This is a genomic window from Desulfobaculum sp. (assembly GCF_054921475.1).
Map to the genome: position 1 here is coordinate 12,709 of NZ_JBUDSW010000006.1, position 15,697 is coordinate 28,405.

Below are 15,697 nucleotides of genomic sequence, written 5' to 3' on the forward strand. Positions count from 1 at the left end.
AGTGCGCGGCGTAAACCCAATCCCCACCAAAGTTCAAGGGATGGCTTTTGCGCCGGAAGGGAATGAAAGCATTACTTCATAATGTCATACTTTGTCACCCTACCCTTCTGCGTGGGGGGTTGCAGAGGAAAGAGTGGTGCGCTGAGGTGTGGGCAATATGAAAATCCCCGCGCCCCAGAGGTTTTGGCATTATGGTCATCACGTTGGCCGTGGTAGGGGAGCGGCTGTGCGGCATGCGCCTTTTTCGTTCCGCATCCCTTTTTTTGCCCCGGATGGGGCGGTTTTTCCACCGAATCCGTGGAAGTTTGTATGAGTTTTTCAAGAGCCAGCGGCCCTTGCGACGTCATATGTTGTAAAAGCCAGACTTTATAGATTTGGGCTGGCCGGGTCGTGGCGCGCGGGTCAAGAGGATATCTCCGATGGCTTAAGGGCCTTGCCCTTAAGAATCCCACCATTGGGCGTTTTCCTCTTGGTAGGGCAGTTGCCCGGTGTGCCCGCGCTCCCACCCTCAGCCCTGATAGAGGCCGTCCTTCCAGCGCACCCCGGTGCGTATAAATGGGATTCTCAAGGGCCCGCGGCCCTTGAGCAGCGCTGCTATCTTTATCTCTAAAGCCCTTTGTCCCTTCGGGCCAAACGACTTAAGAGCTAAAGCCGCCGGAGGCACTGTCTTTTCTCTATGCCGGAGGCATCTTTATCTCTTCGCTCCTTCGGCCGGGATGACCGGAGGAGCAAAGAGCAAAAGTCGCCACACTGGCTGGGCCACCTGTTAGGGGTTCAGGGTAATTTCGAACTTTTTCAGGTAGCCGATGGGGTTGTAGGATTCTTTGGCTTTTCTCAGGCCGGGGTCGCCGAGGTCCTGTTCGCGGTTGACGGACACGTAGTCGGTGGCGTCGCCGGAGAGGAACATTTGGTTGATGGCCTGATAGACGCCTTTGTAAGGCGTGTGGCCTTTTTCGAAGTGGATGACGAGGGTGTCGTTGGTAAGGCGTTCGGCCACGGTGTAGGCGGCCTGCGCGCCGTCCACTTCGATAACGCCGCCGAACACGCCGCACAGGGCGTCCCAGCTGGTGAGCACGCGGGCGATGGCGCGGTTTTCCGCAGCGAGGGTCTGCTGGGATTCTTCGTCGCGCCACGAGAACCATTCGTGCTGCATGTCGAGGGCGGCCTCAACGCAGTCGGGCGTCATGGAGTGGTAGACGTAGTCGTATTTTTTCTTGAACTGGTTGAGCAGGTTCTTCTTTTTGTGAAAGCGGTTGCCCTTGAGCTGGGAAAGCTCGGCCACGTCGTAGATGTAGTCCCAGTGGTCGCGGGCTTCATTGATGGAGATGGCATCGCCGAAGGTGGCGCCCCAGATGTCGGCCAGCACTTCGGGCACGCGGATATAGCGGCCGCCCGGGGCGTTGAGCACGGGACATTTGGTCCAGTCGGTATCGGTCCACGGGCCGACGGGCGCCCAGTAGACGATGTCGGGGCGGGTCTGGCGCAGCCAGACGTGGGACTCGCCAAAGAACCATTCCAGGCCGTATTCCTCGGCCCAGCCCCAGATGTTGACGAAGCTGTAGTCCGATGCCTTTTGCGGGCACTGGGCAAAGCGTTCGAGATATTCGGCCTGCCTGTCCAGCGAGACGGGTGTGAATTCCGGAGTTGTCATATTTTCTCCGTTGGGGGCTTGTCTATTTACGCAAGGGGTTGCCGTTGGGTGTCAGCGGCGTCCCGGCCGGAGTGGTCCCGGTGCGCGATGTTTTCACTCTCCGTTTAATCATGGAGAAGCGTTGCCATTTACCGAAGACGAAGGCGTACAGGATAAGAAGCGCCTGTACGATTTGGGACGTAAGCTGGGAAATCCAGATGCCCGTCGCTTCGCCGATGATATGGTGCCCCAGCGTATAGGCCAGGGGCAAACGCACGCCCCACACGGTGACGCCAAAGATGACCATGCTGTACCATGTGGCGCCCGCGCCATTGAGCGCGCCGCCGATGATCATGCTGGTCAGGGTGAAGGGAATGGCGATGAGGTTAAAGAAAAGGTAGTTGATCATATGGGACTGCACGGCTGGCTCTGGCGTGACAAGGGCTGAAAGCGGCGTCACGTACTGCCACACCACAAGGGTGACAAGGCTCATGCCCGCACAGCCCAGCGCCCAGATGCGCAGGCCGTAGCGTTTGGCTTCGTCAACGCGGCCTTCGCCAATCAGATTGCCCACCAGCACGCTGGCCGTCATGTTGAAGGCGAATCCCGGCAGAAAGAGAATGGACTCAATGCGCAGGCCAGCCGTCATGCCCGCAAGGGCGGGGATGCTGTCGTTGGGCAGGCTGGCGGTGATGGCAAAGAGCACCAAGTAGCCGCTCTGCCACAGAATCTGCATCAGGCCGGAAGGCCATGCGACCTTAAAGAGATAGGGCACGGCGCGGCGAATCCAGCGCATGGGCGGAAAGGCCCCGGCAGAGAGCATGCCCTTTCTGGAGACGCGGAAGAGGTTCAGCACCGCGCCGGCGGTCACGGACCAGAAGGTGGCCCACGCAAGGCCCTTGTGCCCGAGTTCCGGCAGTCCCCACAGCCCGAGGCCAAGGCCGAAGTCGGCCAGCGTATTCACGGACGTGATGAGAATCATGGCGTACAGGGGGTACATGACCTCCTTGCGGGCGCGGAACACGGCGTTGGTGATGAGCAGAATATAATAGGGCGGCAGCACGAGGGCGTAGACGTTCAGAAAGTCGCCGGTGATGCCGGATATGGCGTCCGGAACGCGCAGGGCGGCGAGGAGCTGTTCGTTAAAAACGAGGCCCAGCGTCATGATGATAAGGCCGAAGATGAGCGCCAGCTCCAGACACAGCCCCACGTAGCGCTTGGCGCGCATGGTGAGCCCCGCGCCGATGGATTGGCTGATGGCGGCCACGGAGCCGTTGGCGACGCTGACGGCGATGATGAGCAAAAAGAACAGACAGGATGAGATGATGCCGAGGGCGGCCTGCACTTCCTTATTGAGGAGTCCGGCAACATAGACGTCAACGAAGCCGATCCAGAAGTGGAAAAACATCATGATGATCTGCGGCCACGAAAGACGCCAGATGGTGCGGTATGGTGAAGTGTCAGTCATTGTTGGTGCATATATCCTTGGAAAATTCGGCGGAGGGAGTGGAGCCGCAATATTGCAGGATAAGGCCCGGAAGGCACCGGGTCAACCCCGCCGCAGGGCGACACCGAACGAAAAAACGGGCGGCGGAGATGCATCTCCGCCGCCCGTTCGTGTGAAGTGGGTGAAACGTTTTACGCAGGCTTTTGCATGATAAAGAACTCATACCCGTAGCTGTCGCCGTGGGCGGCGTACATATCCAGCTCGGCCTGCATGGTTTGGAAGATGGTCTGTGCTTCTTCGTCACCGGCGTAGGCCTCGCGCTGTTCGTTCAGCCGCTGCTGGAAGGGACCGTAGTAGTCGTGCCAGCAGGAGGCGGGCAGGGGGAAGGTGGTGACGATGGTGTAGCCGTGGTCCTCAATGCTGCGGCGCACGTCAGGGACGGTGCGCATGGCGGGGTAGACCTCGCGGAAGAAGTCCGCCGCGGGCTGTGGGGGCTCCGGAGTAAACCAAATAAGCTCCGAAATGCAGAAGGTGCCGCCCGGACGGAGCAGGCGCTTCCACAGGTCAAGGCCGTTGTCGAAGCCGGAGATAAAGGCGGAGCCTTCACACCACAGCAGGTCAAAGGATTCGTCGCCGTAGGTGATGGCGCTCATGTCCATGTTGACGGCGCGGACGCGGTCCGACAGCCCTTCGCGCTCCGCGGCGCGGGTGAGGGCGTCCAGCACGGGCTGGTGCACATCGATGCCGGTGACGGTGCCGCCGGTCTCCTTGGCGAGGACGATGCTGTGGCGGCCGGGGCCGCAGCCGATGTCGAGGATGCGGGGGGCTTCTGGCAGGTCCGGCACGAGGGACAGGGCGCGGCGGGTGTGCGCGTTGTCGCCGGGGGAGTGGATGTCCAGCGGGGTCATGGTTTCGAGAAACAGTTCCATAAAGCGCTCGCTCATATCAAGGAGCCTCCTTACGCGGTTCGGGGCGTTGTAGAGTTTTTGGACGAGGGCGGACTCGTCGATAGGGATGCCGAGGGCCTCCACAAAGCGGCGGTGCTCGTCCGGGGCGGCGTCGTGGAAGGCTTGGTGCCAGTGGCGCATGGTGTCATGGTCCAGCCCGGAGGCATCGAGGATTGAGGCCCACGCCGCATCGTCGCAGGTGTCGCAGGCGTCCAGCATCTCGCTGCTGGCGAGCAGGCGGGTGATGACGTCCTGCTGAAAGCGCAGGCGGCGGTGCTCCTGCGCCAGCTCCTCAAGGCGTGACTCCAAAATGTCCGTAGCGTTCGAGGCCGCGCCGTCCAGCAAGGCGGCGATGGATTTGAGCGGCACTCCGGCGTCGCGCAGGCGGCAGATGCGGCGCAGGCGGTGGGCGTCGTCCTCGCTGTAGAGGCGGTAGTCCGCCGCGGTGCGGCTGGAGGGAACAAGCAGGCCGATGCGCTCGTAATACAGGAGCGTACTGCGCGCGAGGCCAAGCTCCCTTGCCAGTTTTCCAACGGTGTAGTGCATGCGGCACCTTGTCGGTCTGTGGCGCGCCGGGCGCTGCGCCTGTGTGTGAACAAATGACTGACCCGGATGAAGGAAGCATGAACCCGTCACCTGTAGACAGGTCAAGCGGGAAAAAGCCGAAAGGAAGGCCCATAAATTGGCGGTAAGGGAATCGCCCCGGATGGCGGGCAGTTGCGGGAAAAATGAAAAGTGAAAAAAAATTTTTCACCTGCGGTGTTGACACCTCTGAAAGCGGCTTTATTTTTCTTTTCACCAAAACGGAGGTGAAGAAAATGGTAATCGATTTTGGAACCTTCTATGATTTTCCTCGTGAACTCAATCGGTTCTTTGAAGAGGTCATGCAGCCTGTGTCGATAAGTCAGCGCAGGGTGTCTTACCCGCAGGTCAACGTCTCGGAAGATGACGATGCACTGTATATTGAAGCTCGCGTCCCCGGAGTTGCAGAGGAAGACATTGAGCTGACCGTCACGGAGAATGACATCGTGCTCAAGGGCATGCGCAAAGCTGACGACGGCAAATACTACCGTCAGGAGCGTGGAACCGGAGCGTTCCAGCGCATCTTCAACATTGCCACCAACATTGACCGCGACAACGTCACGGCGACCCTGAAAGATGGCATTCTGGAAATCGTTCTGCCCAAGGCAGAGGCCGTGAAACCCAGAAAGATCTCCATCAGCGCGTAGGAGGGAGTCAGACATGTCCACCGAACTTGAAAAGACCACGCAGCAGCAGGCCAGGAAGATGGAACGCGTCATCCCGGCTTCGGATATACTGGAGCGCCCGGACGGCTGGCACATTGTTGTCGATATGCCGGGCGTGAAGAAAGATGACCTCGTCATCGATATGCAGGAGCGTGAACTCATCCTGCGCGGCAAAAGCGCCTACACCTTCAAGGAAGGCCGCGAACTGCTGCGAAGCGAGTTTGCCCCGGTTGAATATGCCCGCACCTTCACCCTCAGCGACGAGATTGACCGCGACAAGGTGAAGGCGGTGTTCACAAACGGCGTGCTGGACCTCTTCCTGCCCAAGGCGGAACGAGCCAAGCCGAAACGCATTGAAATAACGGCAGGTTAGCCGGAGACTCGGACGGAGCCGCATGCGGGGCGCGTTTCCCCTGCCCGCCCCGTCCAGCCGCCACATTCGCGGACGTTCCACCCGCACTGGCGCTGGATGCTCCGTCCACACCGGCAGACCGAACCATGTGTTCTCCTGTGCGCGGACCGGCGCTGCGCGGCCTCTTGTCAGGCAGCGCGCCGGCCCGTGCCTCTCCCGGGTCCCCCCGCCCGGAGTGCAGAGCCGAGCGACTCAATCAGCCCTACCTCCATCCACAGAAAAGGCCCGGCATATATGCCGGGCCTTTTCTTGTGCGCGATTCGGCGCGCAGAAGTGTGGCAAAAAAGGCGAGTCCCGCACTGCGAAAGGGGTGGGGCGTGCATAATCCCCCGCACGCGCGCTATTCGCCCGTGCGCATGAGCTGGTAGAAAAACGTCTGCACGAATTTGCCGGAAATGACGTCCGGCAGAATGAAGGACAGCGGCGTGCCAGTGAGAAAGCGCGAGGTAAAGGCAAAGAAGAGGTTGGAGGAAATGGACGACAGGGCCGCGGGCATGATGTTGGTCATGAGCGGGTCGCCGAGCTTTTCCGGCGGCAGGTCCGTGAGGCGGCAGGGCAGGGGGCGCCTGTCGAAGATGCGGCATTCGCCCCATTCGTTCAGGGGGCAGACCGTGCCGAGGGCGGCGTAGTCCTCGTGGATGGCTCCGGTCAGGGTGGTGGGGTCCTGCGGGTCGTAGCCCAGTTGGCGCAGCTGCTTCCCCGCACCCGCGCTGACGCCGATGGCGTTTTGGCGTTCCTGCTGGGAGAGAGTCAGGTTCATGGCGTGGTTGATGTACACCGCCTCGACAAGGGGCATGGTGACCAGTTTGGTGCAGCAGGCCGAGTGGTCGCGGCCGCACAGCCCGTGCTCCCCGCCCTCGCCAATGAGGGCGTCCACGTGCGAGACGACGCGCTCGTAGTCCTTGAAGAAGGGCGTCAGGTCCACGAGGTGGCGGCTCTCCAGCGAGGGTTCGCGGATGGTGAGTTGGCGCTCCTGCTTGCCGTAGCGGCGGATGAAGCGCCATTGGTCAAAGTTTTGGGGCTTGGAGCGCAGGGACTTCAGCTTTTTGTGCGCCAGCTTGTGCCCTAGGCCCTTGCGCAGCAGGTAGGCGTTGAGCACCGTTCCTGTGCGGCCAATGCCGTGGCGGCAGTGGATGAGGACGTGTTTGCCGAGGTAGATGGACTCGTCCAGCCAGTCGAGGGCCTTTTCCAGTTCCGCAAGGTCCGGCGTTTCCTCGTCGGGAATGGGGAAGTAGTAGACGTCGAAGCCTTCGCCCGCTTCAATCCAGTGCAGGTCGCAGAATTCATCACACAGGTTCAGGATGGCTTCCACGCCTTCGGCGCGCAGGCTCTCAAGGGACACATAGGACATGGGCGCGCCGCCCACGGCGAGCTGGTCCGTGACCCATGTGAGGTCGTATCCCGCTTTGCCTGTGCCCATGACCATGCCTTTCCCCGCGCCTAAAGGGAGTCCAGAAAGTCGTCCACAAGTTGTTGGACCTGATTGTCGCCGGTGAGGGCCATGTCCATAAGCCGCGTTTTGCCAAGCAGGGTGCCGATGAGCGTGAGGTTCAGCTCAATCTTGGGCCGGGGGGCGCGGTTGAGGGAGGCTTCCAGCATGTCGCCGGTGATGCGCACGGTAAAGCCTGCGTCCTTGAGCACCTTGTCCACAAAGGCGAGGCGGAGCTTGCGCTGGCCGATGCCTGCGCCGCCGCCCTTGAAGCGGAAGTTGATGTAGTTGGAGTCCGCGTGGTCGGTACTCATGGTGTCCAGCACGGCGAAGTGGTAGCCGAAGCGGATAAGCGCGTGCATGTAGTCCCGCGCAAGGATGACGTAGCTGGACAGGGTTTTGGACTTAAGGCTCACCACGCCCGCGCTCATGCGGTCGAACTCTTCCCAGTCAAAGGCCAGCAGGCTGCCGTCCCATTGGATGTCCGGGTGGTTCAGCCCTTCCCACAGGGCGCTGATGCTGTCGCTGGCAAAGTGGCACGGGTCCACGGCGCTGGCCTTGTGCGCCTGCGGGGTCAGCCCGCCGCCAAGGTCCAGAATATACATCACCAGCGGCAGGCCGCCTTCCAGAATCTTGGCCTGCGCCAGACCGCGTCCGCCCTTGTCCACAAGATTGAACATCTCGGCCACGGCCTTTTCGTGGCAGAAGCGCACAATGTCGTGCATGGTCCGGCACCCGTCCGGGGCGAAGTCGTCGCCTTCGGGGTCGGTGAGGTTGAGGGGCACGATGTGGTCCATGACCTTGCGCAGGCGGCGGTGGAAGGGCGTATCCTGAACATTGGCCCGCATGGCCGCGCGCTCTCGCAGTTCGGGGAGTTCGCCGTCGTAGACGTGCCCATGGTCGGCGTCCACGGTGACGAGGGCGCCGTCTGCGAGTTCTCGCGTGGCAAATTTGGCGTCCACAATGACCGGCACGCCGAATTCACGCGCGACGGAGGCAAAGTGGCTGGCCTTGGAGCCGGTATCTGTGATGACGGCGGCAAGGCGCTCCAGCACGCTGGCAAAGGAGGGAGACAGGGTGTCCGCCACCAGCACGCAGCCTTCGGGCACGTCGTCCAGCTCCATGATGCGGTGGGGCTTGCATATCTGGCCGATGCCGACTCCCGGGCTGGCCGGGACGCCGTTCAGGATTGGTTCTGCGTCCGGTTCGGGCGGCACGTCGTGCTGGTCGTCGAGGGGCGCTTTGCGCGTGCCGAGGGGGCGGCACTGGATCATAAACAGCGAGCCCCAGCGGTCCATGCACCATTCAATGTCCTGCGGGCCGCCAAAGGCGTCCTCAAGGGCCATGCCCCATTTGGCAAGGGTCAGGGCGTGCTCTTCGCCGAGGGCGGGGCCGTCTTCGGGAATGTCGCCGGAGATAATCTGCGGGGCGGCCGCGCCGGATGTGCGCGAAAGGATGCGCGGCGCGTCCTCGCGCGAGAGGGTGACGATATCCGGCGAGGAACTGCCGTCCACAAGGGAGCGGGCCATGCCCTCCACGGAGTACACGGACAGGCAATCGCCGTCGTGGTCCGAGGGGTCGTGGGTGTAGACCACGCCGCTGACGCGGGCGTCGATCATTTCCAGCACCAGCACGGCCATGGGGGTTTGCATGTCCGGCATGCCGTAGCGGATGCGGTAGGTGACGGCCTTGGGCGAATATTTGCTGGCCAGCACTTTTTTGTAGGCGTGGGAGAGGTCCGACAGGGACACGCCAAGCTCGCTGTCGTACTGCCCGGCAAAGGAGGCCTCGGTATCCTCGCCCACGGCGGACGAGCGCACGGCCAGCTGCAACTGCCCGCCGCGCGCGGCGGCAAGGGTCAGGGCGTGGTCGCGGTAGGCTTCCTCCACGGCGGGGGGCACTTCCGCCTCCATGATGAGGCGCTGGATTTCCTCGCAGATGTCCAGCACAAAGCCGGGCGAGTCGAGGGTGACCTTGGACAGCAGCGTTTCAATGCGCGAGCGCAGTTCGTTATATTCAATAAAATAATGGAACGCCCGTGTGGTGATGACAAAACCACCGGGCACGGGCAGGTCTTCCACCTCGGCAAGGCTGGACAGGCGCGCGGCCTTGTTGCCCGCCTCCGCCGCCGAAAGGTGCGCTTCGGACAGCGGTATGGCGTAGGGCGGGGCAAAGTCGAACTCCGGCGGCTCCGTCTGCATGGACAGATAAAAATCTATCTTGCGGCGGTAGTCCGGCAGGTCGAGGTAATGGCCCGGGCGCATGCGCATAAGCTCACGCGTAAGGCTCTTCACGTCGGCGGAGAGGGTGCGCGTGAGCATGGTCACGCGGGCCCAGTCCGCCGGGACGCGGCCATAGTAAAGCTCCTCCATCTCGGCGATGTGCTTCAGGCACGTGCGGTCAAGATCGAGAAGCCGTTTGAACGCTTCGTACTTTTTGCGCAGAAGCGTTCCCGGCGCAAAGACCTGATAGGTCCAGTGGCGGAAGAGCTGCTTGAGTTCCAGACTCATGATGTCCTTATGTGGTCAGTGCCTTGGAGACTTTTTCTTCCAGTTCGTCCTTGTCGATGGGCTTGACGCAGTAGTCCACCGCGCCCAGCTCCTGACATTGACGGGCCGTTTCAAGGGTGGGGTAGCCCGTAAGCATGATGACCTTGACGGCCTTGGAAATCTTTTTGATTTCCTCCAGCACTTCCACGCCGGTCATCTTCTTGAGTTTAATGTCCAGTATGGCAAGGTCAACGGTCTGCTTGCGGATATGGTCCAGCGCTTCTTCCTCCTCGGTGAAGGAGTGGACCACATGGCCCTTGCGCTCCAGTATTCTGCGGATGAGAATTCCCGCATCCATTACATCGTCCAGTACGACTATCTCTGCCACGACAGGCCTCCTGCTGAATAGTCTCCTTTGGAGGAGAGAACTTCCGTCACTTCGGGGCATTCCTCGTCGGGCAGCCCCTCCTTGGTGAGGGGCAGTTCCACGATGAACAGCGTGCCCGGTCCCGGGCGCGCGGAGGTATGCTTGTCCCCGCTTGTTTCAATATAGTCCAGCGGTGCGGGACTGATGGCCGATATGCGGCCCTTGTGGTCGCTGATGATGCCAAAGGACACGGCAAGGCCGAGCCCGGTGCCCTCGCCAGCGGGCTTGGTGGTGAAGAACGGGTCAAAGATGTGGTTGATGTCCTCCTGCGATACGCCGGAGCCGGTATCCGCCACACTGATGACCACCCGCCGCCGGTGGCTGCACATCTTGGTGCCCACAAAGATGGACCCGTCCGAGCCAATGGCGTCGAAGGCATTGTTCAGAAGGTTCATCCACACCTGTTTCAACTTGTCCTTGTCGCCGACAATAGGAGTGACCGTCGGGTCAAAATCCGTCACGATGCTGACACGTTCCTGCTTGAAGATGTGGTCCACAAGGGACGTAACTTCCTCTATGGACTGGTTCAGGTCCATGGTTTCCATGCTGCTTTCAATGTGCCGTGAAAAGCCCAGCAGGTCGGCGACAATCTTTTTGCAGACTTTGGTCTGTTTCTCGATAGTTTTCAAGTCTTCACTGAGTTGCGACCCATCCGGCGCGTCCTCGATGAGCAACTGGGCATAGCCCAGCACAATGCCGAGGGGGGTGTTGATTTCGTGCGCCACGCCGCCGGCCAGCTTGCCGAGGTCCTGCATTTTTTGGGAGTGGATGAGCCGCTCCTGATATTGCTTGATGATGGTAATATCACGCGCGGTCAGCAGCAGGCCGATAATTTCGTCGTTGTCGTAGACCGGCACCTTGATGATGTGGAACCAGCGCTTCTGGTCGCCGCTTTGCAGCAGCTCCTGCTTGGACATGGGATGCCCGCTGAGCAGAATTTGCATGTCTTCGTGATAGTTGCCATCGGCGACGTACTCGTCGAAGAGGTCAAAGTCCGTGCGCCCGACGATGTCGGATTCATTGAGATGATAATAGGTGCAAAAGGCCTTGTTCACGGCCATGTAGCGCAGGTCCGTGCCCTGAAGTGACACAAGGTCCGGCGTCACGTCGAGGATGGTCTTCATGAGCTGCTGTTGGCGTTCAAGGTCCGCCTGCGTCAGCTGCAGTTCCTCAAGGTGCTCCTTGAGGGCGAGGGCCATGACGTCAAAGGTTTCGGCAAGGCTTTGGATTTCATCGCCCATATTCTCCACAAAGACATCACACTCGCGGCAGGTCTGGAGCTTTTCCGGGTAGGACTTGGGCGAACAGTCCGGGCACAGCGTGCCCGCCAGATACCAGCACCGCCGCCTGTCGTCCTTGTAGGCCGGGCACTCGGTTTTGCCGCATTGCTGAATCTCCCAGCAGTTGCGGTACAGGCGCGGGCCGGTCTGCACGTCCAGATTGCCGCGGACCACGTCCTCTGCGCTTTGGCGCAGGGCGTTGATGCGCGCGGCCACATTGCGCGAGAAGATGCTCCCCAGCAGCACGGCCACGGCGGCCACTGCGGCGGTGACGCCCACAATGGTGGTCAGCACCCGCCGCTGCACGGCCTGCACCCGCGCCTGCGAGACGCCAAGGCGCACCGTGCCGAAGGTCCAGTCCCCAATGAGGATGGGCGCGGCAAAGTCGTAGATGCGTTTGTCTCCGGTATCCAGCAGCTGGATGCTGACGCCGTTTTCCTGCGGGGCGTTGGCGCCTATGAGCTCGACGGGAAAGCCGCGTTTGAAGGTGTGCACCAGTACGTCGTTGTTTTTGTCCTGAATAAAGGCGTAGAGCGTGTAGTCCGACAGGCGCTCTATTTCGTCCACGAGGTTTTTCAGGCGCAGAAAGTCCTTGGCCAGCAGAGGGTCCACGGCGCGCGAGGCCATATTGACGGCCATGCTGCGGCCCCGGTCGCGGTTTTCCTCCAGTAGGGTAATTACGGCCACGCGGCTGACCAGCACCGCCGACAAGACGCCAAAGAAAATCACCACGCTGGTGATGCCAAAGTTGATTTTGTCCTTAAAACGCATCCGCGTGAGCAGGCGGATGCCGGGCATGGGTTTCCGGCCATAGGGGTCCAGCCGTTCGCGCAGAAAGCGCAGAAACGGATTGGTCAGGCGCTGGAGGATGGAAAGGGGTGCGTTGTGCTCGGTCATGCCGTCCTACCGGGAAAGGTTGAGGCCGATGCGCCTGGCAAGGTCCCGTACGGGGTCGAAATCCTTGTCGTGGGCCGGGATGATTTCAATAATTTGGGCAAGGTCCAGTATTTGTCTGTCGGCCGGGTCATTCATGGAGAGGGACGCCATGGCCTCGCTCACCTTGCGGACCACCTCGGGGTCGAGGCCCTTGCGCGCGGCGTAGACCCAGCCGGGATACCAGCGTGTGGTGGCAAGGACGCGGATGCGCGACAGGTCGATGGCGCCTTCCAAAACGTCAAGGGTGCCCTCGCGGATGGAGCCGACGCCAAAGCGTCCGGAGTACACGCCAAGGACGACTTTCTCCTGCTTGCCGCCCGGTCCGGGGGCAAAGGCGATTTCCGCGAAGTCGTGCTTTTTGATGCCGTTTTCAAGAAAGTGCCCAAGGGCGAACAGGTAGCCGCCCGCGGAGGAGGGGTCCACTGCCAGCCAGTGCTGGCCCTTCACGTCTTGTAATGTCTTGATGTCCGGGTTGTCGGTGCGGACGATGATTTGCCCGCGGAAGTTGGCACCGCGCCCGCGCTCCACCACTCTGGCAAAGGCGCGCGCGCCGTAGCGGTCCGCCAGCTTCACGTAGATGAAGGGGTTGGAGAACGAAATGTCGATGAGGCCTTCGCCCACCATGTTCATGTGCTCGTCAAAGGTGTCTGGGAACACTTGGCGGAATTTCAGCCCTGTAGTTTCGGACAGATGCTCCACCAGCAGGTGGTGGCGCTGGTAGGACACGCTGTGGGAATACTGGGGCAGATAGGCGTAGGTGATTTCCCCTTTGCGGGCACGGAAGGTGACCTCTTCCCTGTGGGAGAGGTCCACTTTTTTCACCGGTTCGGGGTCCGTGCAGCCAAAGACTGCGACGAAGCCGAGAATGATGGTCAGCGCGAGGATGTACTTCAGGGGTCTGAACATGATGTTTTCCTTAAAGGTGCGATGGTAAGGCATAATCACCATACCCTGACCCGCCCCGAAGGGAAACCCCGCCAAAAGGCCGTGGAGCAAGGATTGTCGCGGGGCCGACGCGGAGGCGGCGAGGGGGGCGCGAAAAAAAGTTCCAAAAAAATTTCGCCACAGGTGTTGACTATCCCCCCCGGCGGACTAATGTTTCATGCGTTGCCCGGTTTTCGGGTTTGCTTTTTGCTGAATCAAGCTATAACTGCTTAGCGTCGCGATTGGCACTCGCCATGACCGAGTGCTAACAGCGCATCGAAAAAATTCGCTAATGGAGGAACCGAAATGAAGTTGAAGCCGCTTAACGATCGAGTCCTGGTCAAGCGCCTGGAGAGTGAAGAAGTGTCCGCCGGAGGCATCATCATCCCCGACACGGCCAAGGAAAAGCCCATGCGTGGCGAAATCGTGGCCGCTGGCCCCGGCAAGACCGACGAGTCCGGCAAGACCATCGCTATGTCCGTCAAGGAAGGCGACATGGTTCTCTTCAACAAGTACGCCGGTACCGAGATCAAGATTGACGGTAAGGAACACCTCGTCATGCGCGAGGATGACATCCTGGCTATCGTCGAGCAGTAGAATTTTCGATCGCAAATAGATTTTTTAGAGAGGAGAGACCACAATGGCCAAAGATATCCGTTTTGACGCAAAGGCCCGTGAAAAGCTGAAAATTGGCGTTGACACCCTTGCCAACGCTGTCAAGGTGACCCTCGGCCCCAAGGGCCGTAACGTTGTCATCGAAAAGTCCTTCGGCTCCCCCATCATCACCAAGGACGGCGTGACCGTCGCCAAGGAGATTGAGCTGGAAGACAAGTTCGAGAACATGGGCGCCCAGATGGTTAAGGAAGTTGCTTCCAAGACCTCCGATGTTGCCGGTGACGGCACCACCACGGCGACCATCCTCGCTCAGGCCATCTTCACCGAAGGCGTGAAGCTTGTGGCTGCCGGCCGCAACCCCATGGCTATCAAGCGCGGCATCGACAAGGCTGTCGAAGCCCTCTCCGATGAGCTGGTCAAGCTGACCAAGCCCACCCGCGACCAGAAGGAAATTGCCCAGATCGGCACCATTTCCGCCAACAACGACGCCACCATCGGCAACATCATTGCCGAGGCCATGAACAAGGTCGGCAAGGAAGGCGTCATCACCGTTGAGGAAGCAAAGGGTCTCGAGACCACCCTCGACGTTGTGGAAGGCATGCAGTTCGATCGCGGCTACCTCTCCCCCTACTTCGTGACCAACCCCGAGAAGATGGTCTGCGAGATGGAAGAGCCCATGATCCTCATCAACGAGAGCAAGATCTCCAACATGAAGGATCTCCTGCCCGTTCTGGAGCAGGTTGCCAAGATGTCCAAGCCCCTCGTCATCATTGCTGAGGACGTGGACGGCGAAGCCCTTGCTACCCTCGTTGTGAATAAGCTCCGCGGCATCCTGAACGTGGTCGCCATCAAGGCCCCCGGCTTTGGCGAGCGCCGCAAGGAAATGCTCAAGGACATCGCCATCCTCACCGGTGGTCAGGTTGTGTCCGACGATCTCGGCCTCAAGCTCGAGAACGTCAGCGTCAACGACCTTGGCACCGCCAAGCGTGTTGTCATCGACAAGGAAAACACCACCATCGTTGACGGTGCTGGCGAAGCCGAAGACATCAAGGCCCGTGTGGCTCAGCTCCGCGCGCAGATCGACGAGACCACGTCCGACTACGACCGCGAGAAGCTCCAGGAGCGTCTGGCCAAGATCGTCGGCGGTGTCGCTGTGATCAACGTTGGCGCTGCCACCGAGACCGAGATGAAGGAAAAGAAAGCCCGCGTGGAAGACGCCCTCAACGCGACCCGCGCAGCCGTCGAAGAAGGCATCGTGCCTGGTGGCGGCGTGGCTCTGGTCCGCTGCTCCAGCGTGCTGGACAAGGTCTCCGTGGCCGACGATGACGAGGCCGCTGGCGTCTCCATCATCTCCCGCGCCATCGAAGAGCCCCTGCGCATGATCGCCAACAACGCTGGCCTCGAAGGCTCCATCGTTGTCGAGAAGGTCCGCTCCAACAAGGACGGCTACGGCTTCAACGCCGCCTCCTGCGAGTACGAAGACCTCATCAAGGCCGGTGTCATCGATCCCAAGAAGGTGACCCGCAGCGCTCTGCAGAACTCCTCTTCCGTGGCTGGCCTGCTGCTCACCACCGAGTGCGCCATCGCCGAAAAGCCCGAAGAGAAGGGCGCAGCTGCTCCCGCTATGCCTGCTGGCATGGGCGGCATGGGCGGCATGGGTGGCATGTACTAAACGCCATCCGCGACCATTCCATTGCGAAGACATATGGCCGGCCCTTCGGGGCCGGCCTTTTTTTGCGTCTTTGGCCTGCTGAGGGGGGAGAGTGGTGGTGGCTGAGGCTTCGGTCTGGACAACCATTCGGAGCGGGGTGGTTTGGGTGTGGGGAGGCGGTGGCGTTGTGCTGCCGGGCAAGGGCAGGGCTTTTTGTGCTCCGCAGGCTCAAGGGTCGCGGACCCTTGAGAATCCCGAGAGCG

Annotated in this window: 12 protein-coding genes; 4 read left to right on the forward strand and 8 right to left on the reverse strand. The window is 60.8% G+C overall.

The annotated features are described in order from the left end of the window. Positions 1-766: 766 nt before the first annotated feature. The 3 genes from ACY69P_RS00835 to ACY69P_RS00845 all read right to left on the reverse strand — a co-directional run bounded on the left by ACY69P_RS00835 (position 767) and on the right by ACY69P_RS00845 (position 4,570). Complete coding sequence (locus ACY69P_RS00835) at positions 767-1,651, reverse strand: DUF2156 domain-containing protein (protein ID WP_459897793.1); 885 nt, start codon at positions 1,649-1,651, stop codon at positions 767-769. Between the two features lie 22 nt (positions 1,652-1,673). Continuing rightward, on the reverse strand, positions 1,674-3,098 hold the full coding sequence (locus tag ACY69P_RS00840; RefSeq protein ID WP_459897795.1) for an MATE family efflux transporter: 1,425 nt from the start codon (positions 3,096-3,098) through the stop codon (positions 1,674-1,676). A gap of 170 nt (positions 3,099-3,268) precedes the next feature. Next, a complete protein-coding gene (locus tag ACY69P_RS00845) occupies positions 3,269-4,570 on the reverse strand; it encodes a methyltransferase domain-containing protein (protein WP_462326248.1) in 1,302 nt (433 codons plus the stop codon). Positions 4,571-4,842: 272 nt separating this feature from the next. Between ACY69P_RS00845 and ACY69P_RS00850 the strand changes: the two genes are divergently transcribed. Next, complete coding sequence (locus ACY69P_RS00850; RefSeq protein WP_404845652.1) at positions 4,843-5,253, forward strand: Hsp20/alpha crystallin family protein; 411 nt, start codon at positions 4,843-4,845, stop codon at positions 5,251-5,253. Between the two features lie 13 nt (positions 5,254-5,266). Continuing rightward, a complete protein-coding gene (locus tag ACY69P_RS00855) occupies positions 5,267-5,644 on the forward strand; it encodes an Hsp20/alpha crystallin family protein (protein WP_462326249.1) in 378 nt (125 codons plus the stop codon). Positions 5,645-6,023: 379 nt separating this feature from the next. Here the strand turns inward: ACY69P_RS00855 and ACY69P_RS00860 are convergent, their stop codons facing one another. From ACY69P_RS00860 to ACY69P_RS00880, 5 genes are read right to left on the reverse strand one after another with little or no spacing between them, the layout of a single operon-like run. Next, the gene (locus ACY69P_RS00860) at positions 6,024-7,103 is read right to left on the reverse strand and encodes a protein-tyrosine phosphatase family protein (protein ID WP_462326250.1); all 1,080 of its coding nucleotides are present in this window, start codon (positions 7,101-7,103) and stop codon (positions 6,024-6,026) included. 20 nt (positions 7,104-7,123) lie between these two features. Next, complete coding sequence (locus ACY69P_RS00865; protein ID WP_459897804.1) at positions 7,124-9,622, reverse strand: PEP/pyruvate-binding domain-containing protein; 2,499 nt, start codon at positions 9,620-9,622, stop codon at positions 7,124-7,126. A 7-nt stretch (positions 9,623-9,629) separates the two neighbouring features. After that, positions 9,630-9,989 carry a response regulator gene (locus tag ACY69P_RS00870; protein WP_404845656.1) on the reverse strand — a complete coding sequence of 120 codons (360 nt, stop codon included), beginning with the start codon at positions 9,987-9,989 and terminating at the stop codon, positions 9,630-9,632. Next, positions 9,977-12,205 (reverse strand): ATP-binding protein, encoded by a 2,229-nt coding sequence (locus ACY69P_RS00875; RefSeq protein WP_459897806.1) that lies wholly within the window; start codon positions 12,203-12,205, stop codon positions 9,977-9,979. Before ACY69P_RS00875 ends, ACY69P_RS00870 begins: the two co-directional genes overlap by 13 nt. Before the next feature lie 6 nt (positions 12,206-12,211). Further along, positions 12,212-13,150 (reverse strand): phosphate/phosphite/phosphonate ABC transporter substrate-binding protein, encoded by a 939-nt coding sequence (locus tag ACY69P_RS00880; RefSeq protein ID WP_459897808.1) that lies wholly within the window; start codon positions 13,148-13,150, stop codon positions 12,212-12,214. Positions 13,151-13,474: 324 nt separating this feature from the next. Here ACY69P_RS00880 and groES point away from each other — a divergent pair, with 324 nt between their 5' ends. Beyond that, positions 13,475-13,765, forward strand: a complete 291-nt coding sequence (gene groES, locus ACY69P_RS00885) for a co-chaperone GroES (protein ID WP_404845659.1) — start codon at positions 13,475-13,477, stop codon at positions 13,763-13,765. A gap of 43 nt (positions 13,766-13,808) precedes the next feature. Then, a complete protein-coding gene (gene groL, locus ACY69P_RS00890; protein ID WP_459897810.1) occupies positions 13,809-15,455 on the forward strand; it encodes a chaperonin GroEL in 1,647 nt (548 codons plus the stop codon). The last annotated feature ends 242 nt before the right edge of the window (positions 15,456-15,697 follow it).

Coding starts and splice junctions, on each gene's coding strand:
- ACY69P_RS00835 (WP_459897793.1), bottom strand. CDS start 1,651: ATGACAACTCCGGAATTCACACCCGTCTCGCTGGACAGGCAGGCCGAA.
- ACY69P_RS00840 (WP_459897795.1), bottom strand. CDS start 3,098: ATGACTGACACTTCACCATACCGCACCATCTGGCGTCTTTCGTGGCCG.
- ACY69P_RS00845 (WP_462326248.1), bottom strand. CDS start 4,570: ATGCACTACACCGTTGGAAAACTGGCAAGGGAGCTTGGCCTCGCGCGC.
- ACY69P_RS00850 (WP_404845652.1), top strand. CDS start 4,843: ATGGTAATCGATTTTGGAACCTTCTATGATTTTCCTCGTGAACTCAAT.
- ACY69P_RS00855 (WP_462326249.1), top strand. CDS start 5,267: ATGTCCACCGAACTTGAAAAGACCACGCAGCAGCAGGCCAGGAAGATG.
- ACY69P_RS00860 (WP_462326250.1), bottom strand. CDS start 7,103: ATGGGCACAGGCAAAGCGGGATACGACCTCACATGGGTCACGGACCAG.
- ACY69P_RS00865 (WP_459897804.1), bottom strand. CDS start 9,622: ATGAGTCTGGAACTCAAGCAGCTCTTCCGCCACTGGACCTATCAGGTC.
- ACY69P_RS00875 (WP_459897806.1), bottom strand. CDS start 12,205: ATGACCGAGCACAACGCACCCCTTTCCATCCTCCAGCGCCTGACCAAT.
- ACY69P_RS00880 (WP_459897808.1), bottom strand. CDS start 13,150: ATGTTCAGACCCCTGAAGTACATCCTCGCGCTGACCATCATTCTCGGC.
- groES (WP_404845659.1), top strand. CDS start 13,475: ATGAAGTTGAAGCCGCTTAACGATCGAGTCCTGGTCAAGCGCCTGGAG.
- groL (WP_459897810.1), top strand. CDS start 13,809: ATGGCCAAAGATATCCGTTTTGACGCAAAGGCCCGTGAAAAGCTGAAA.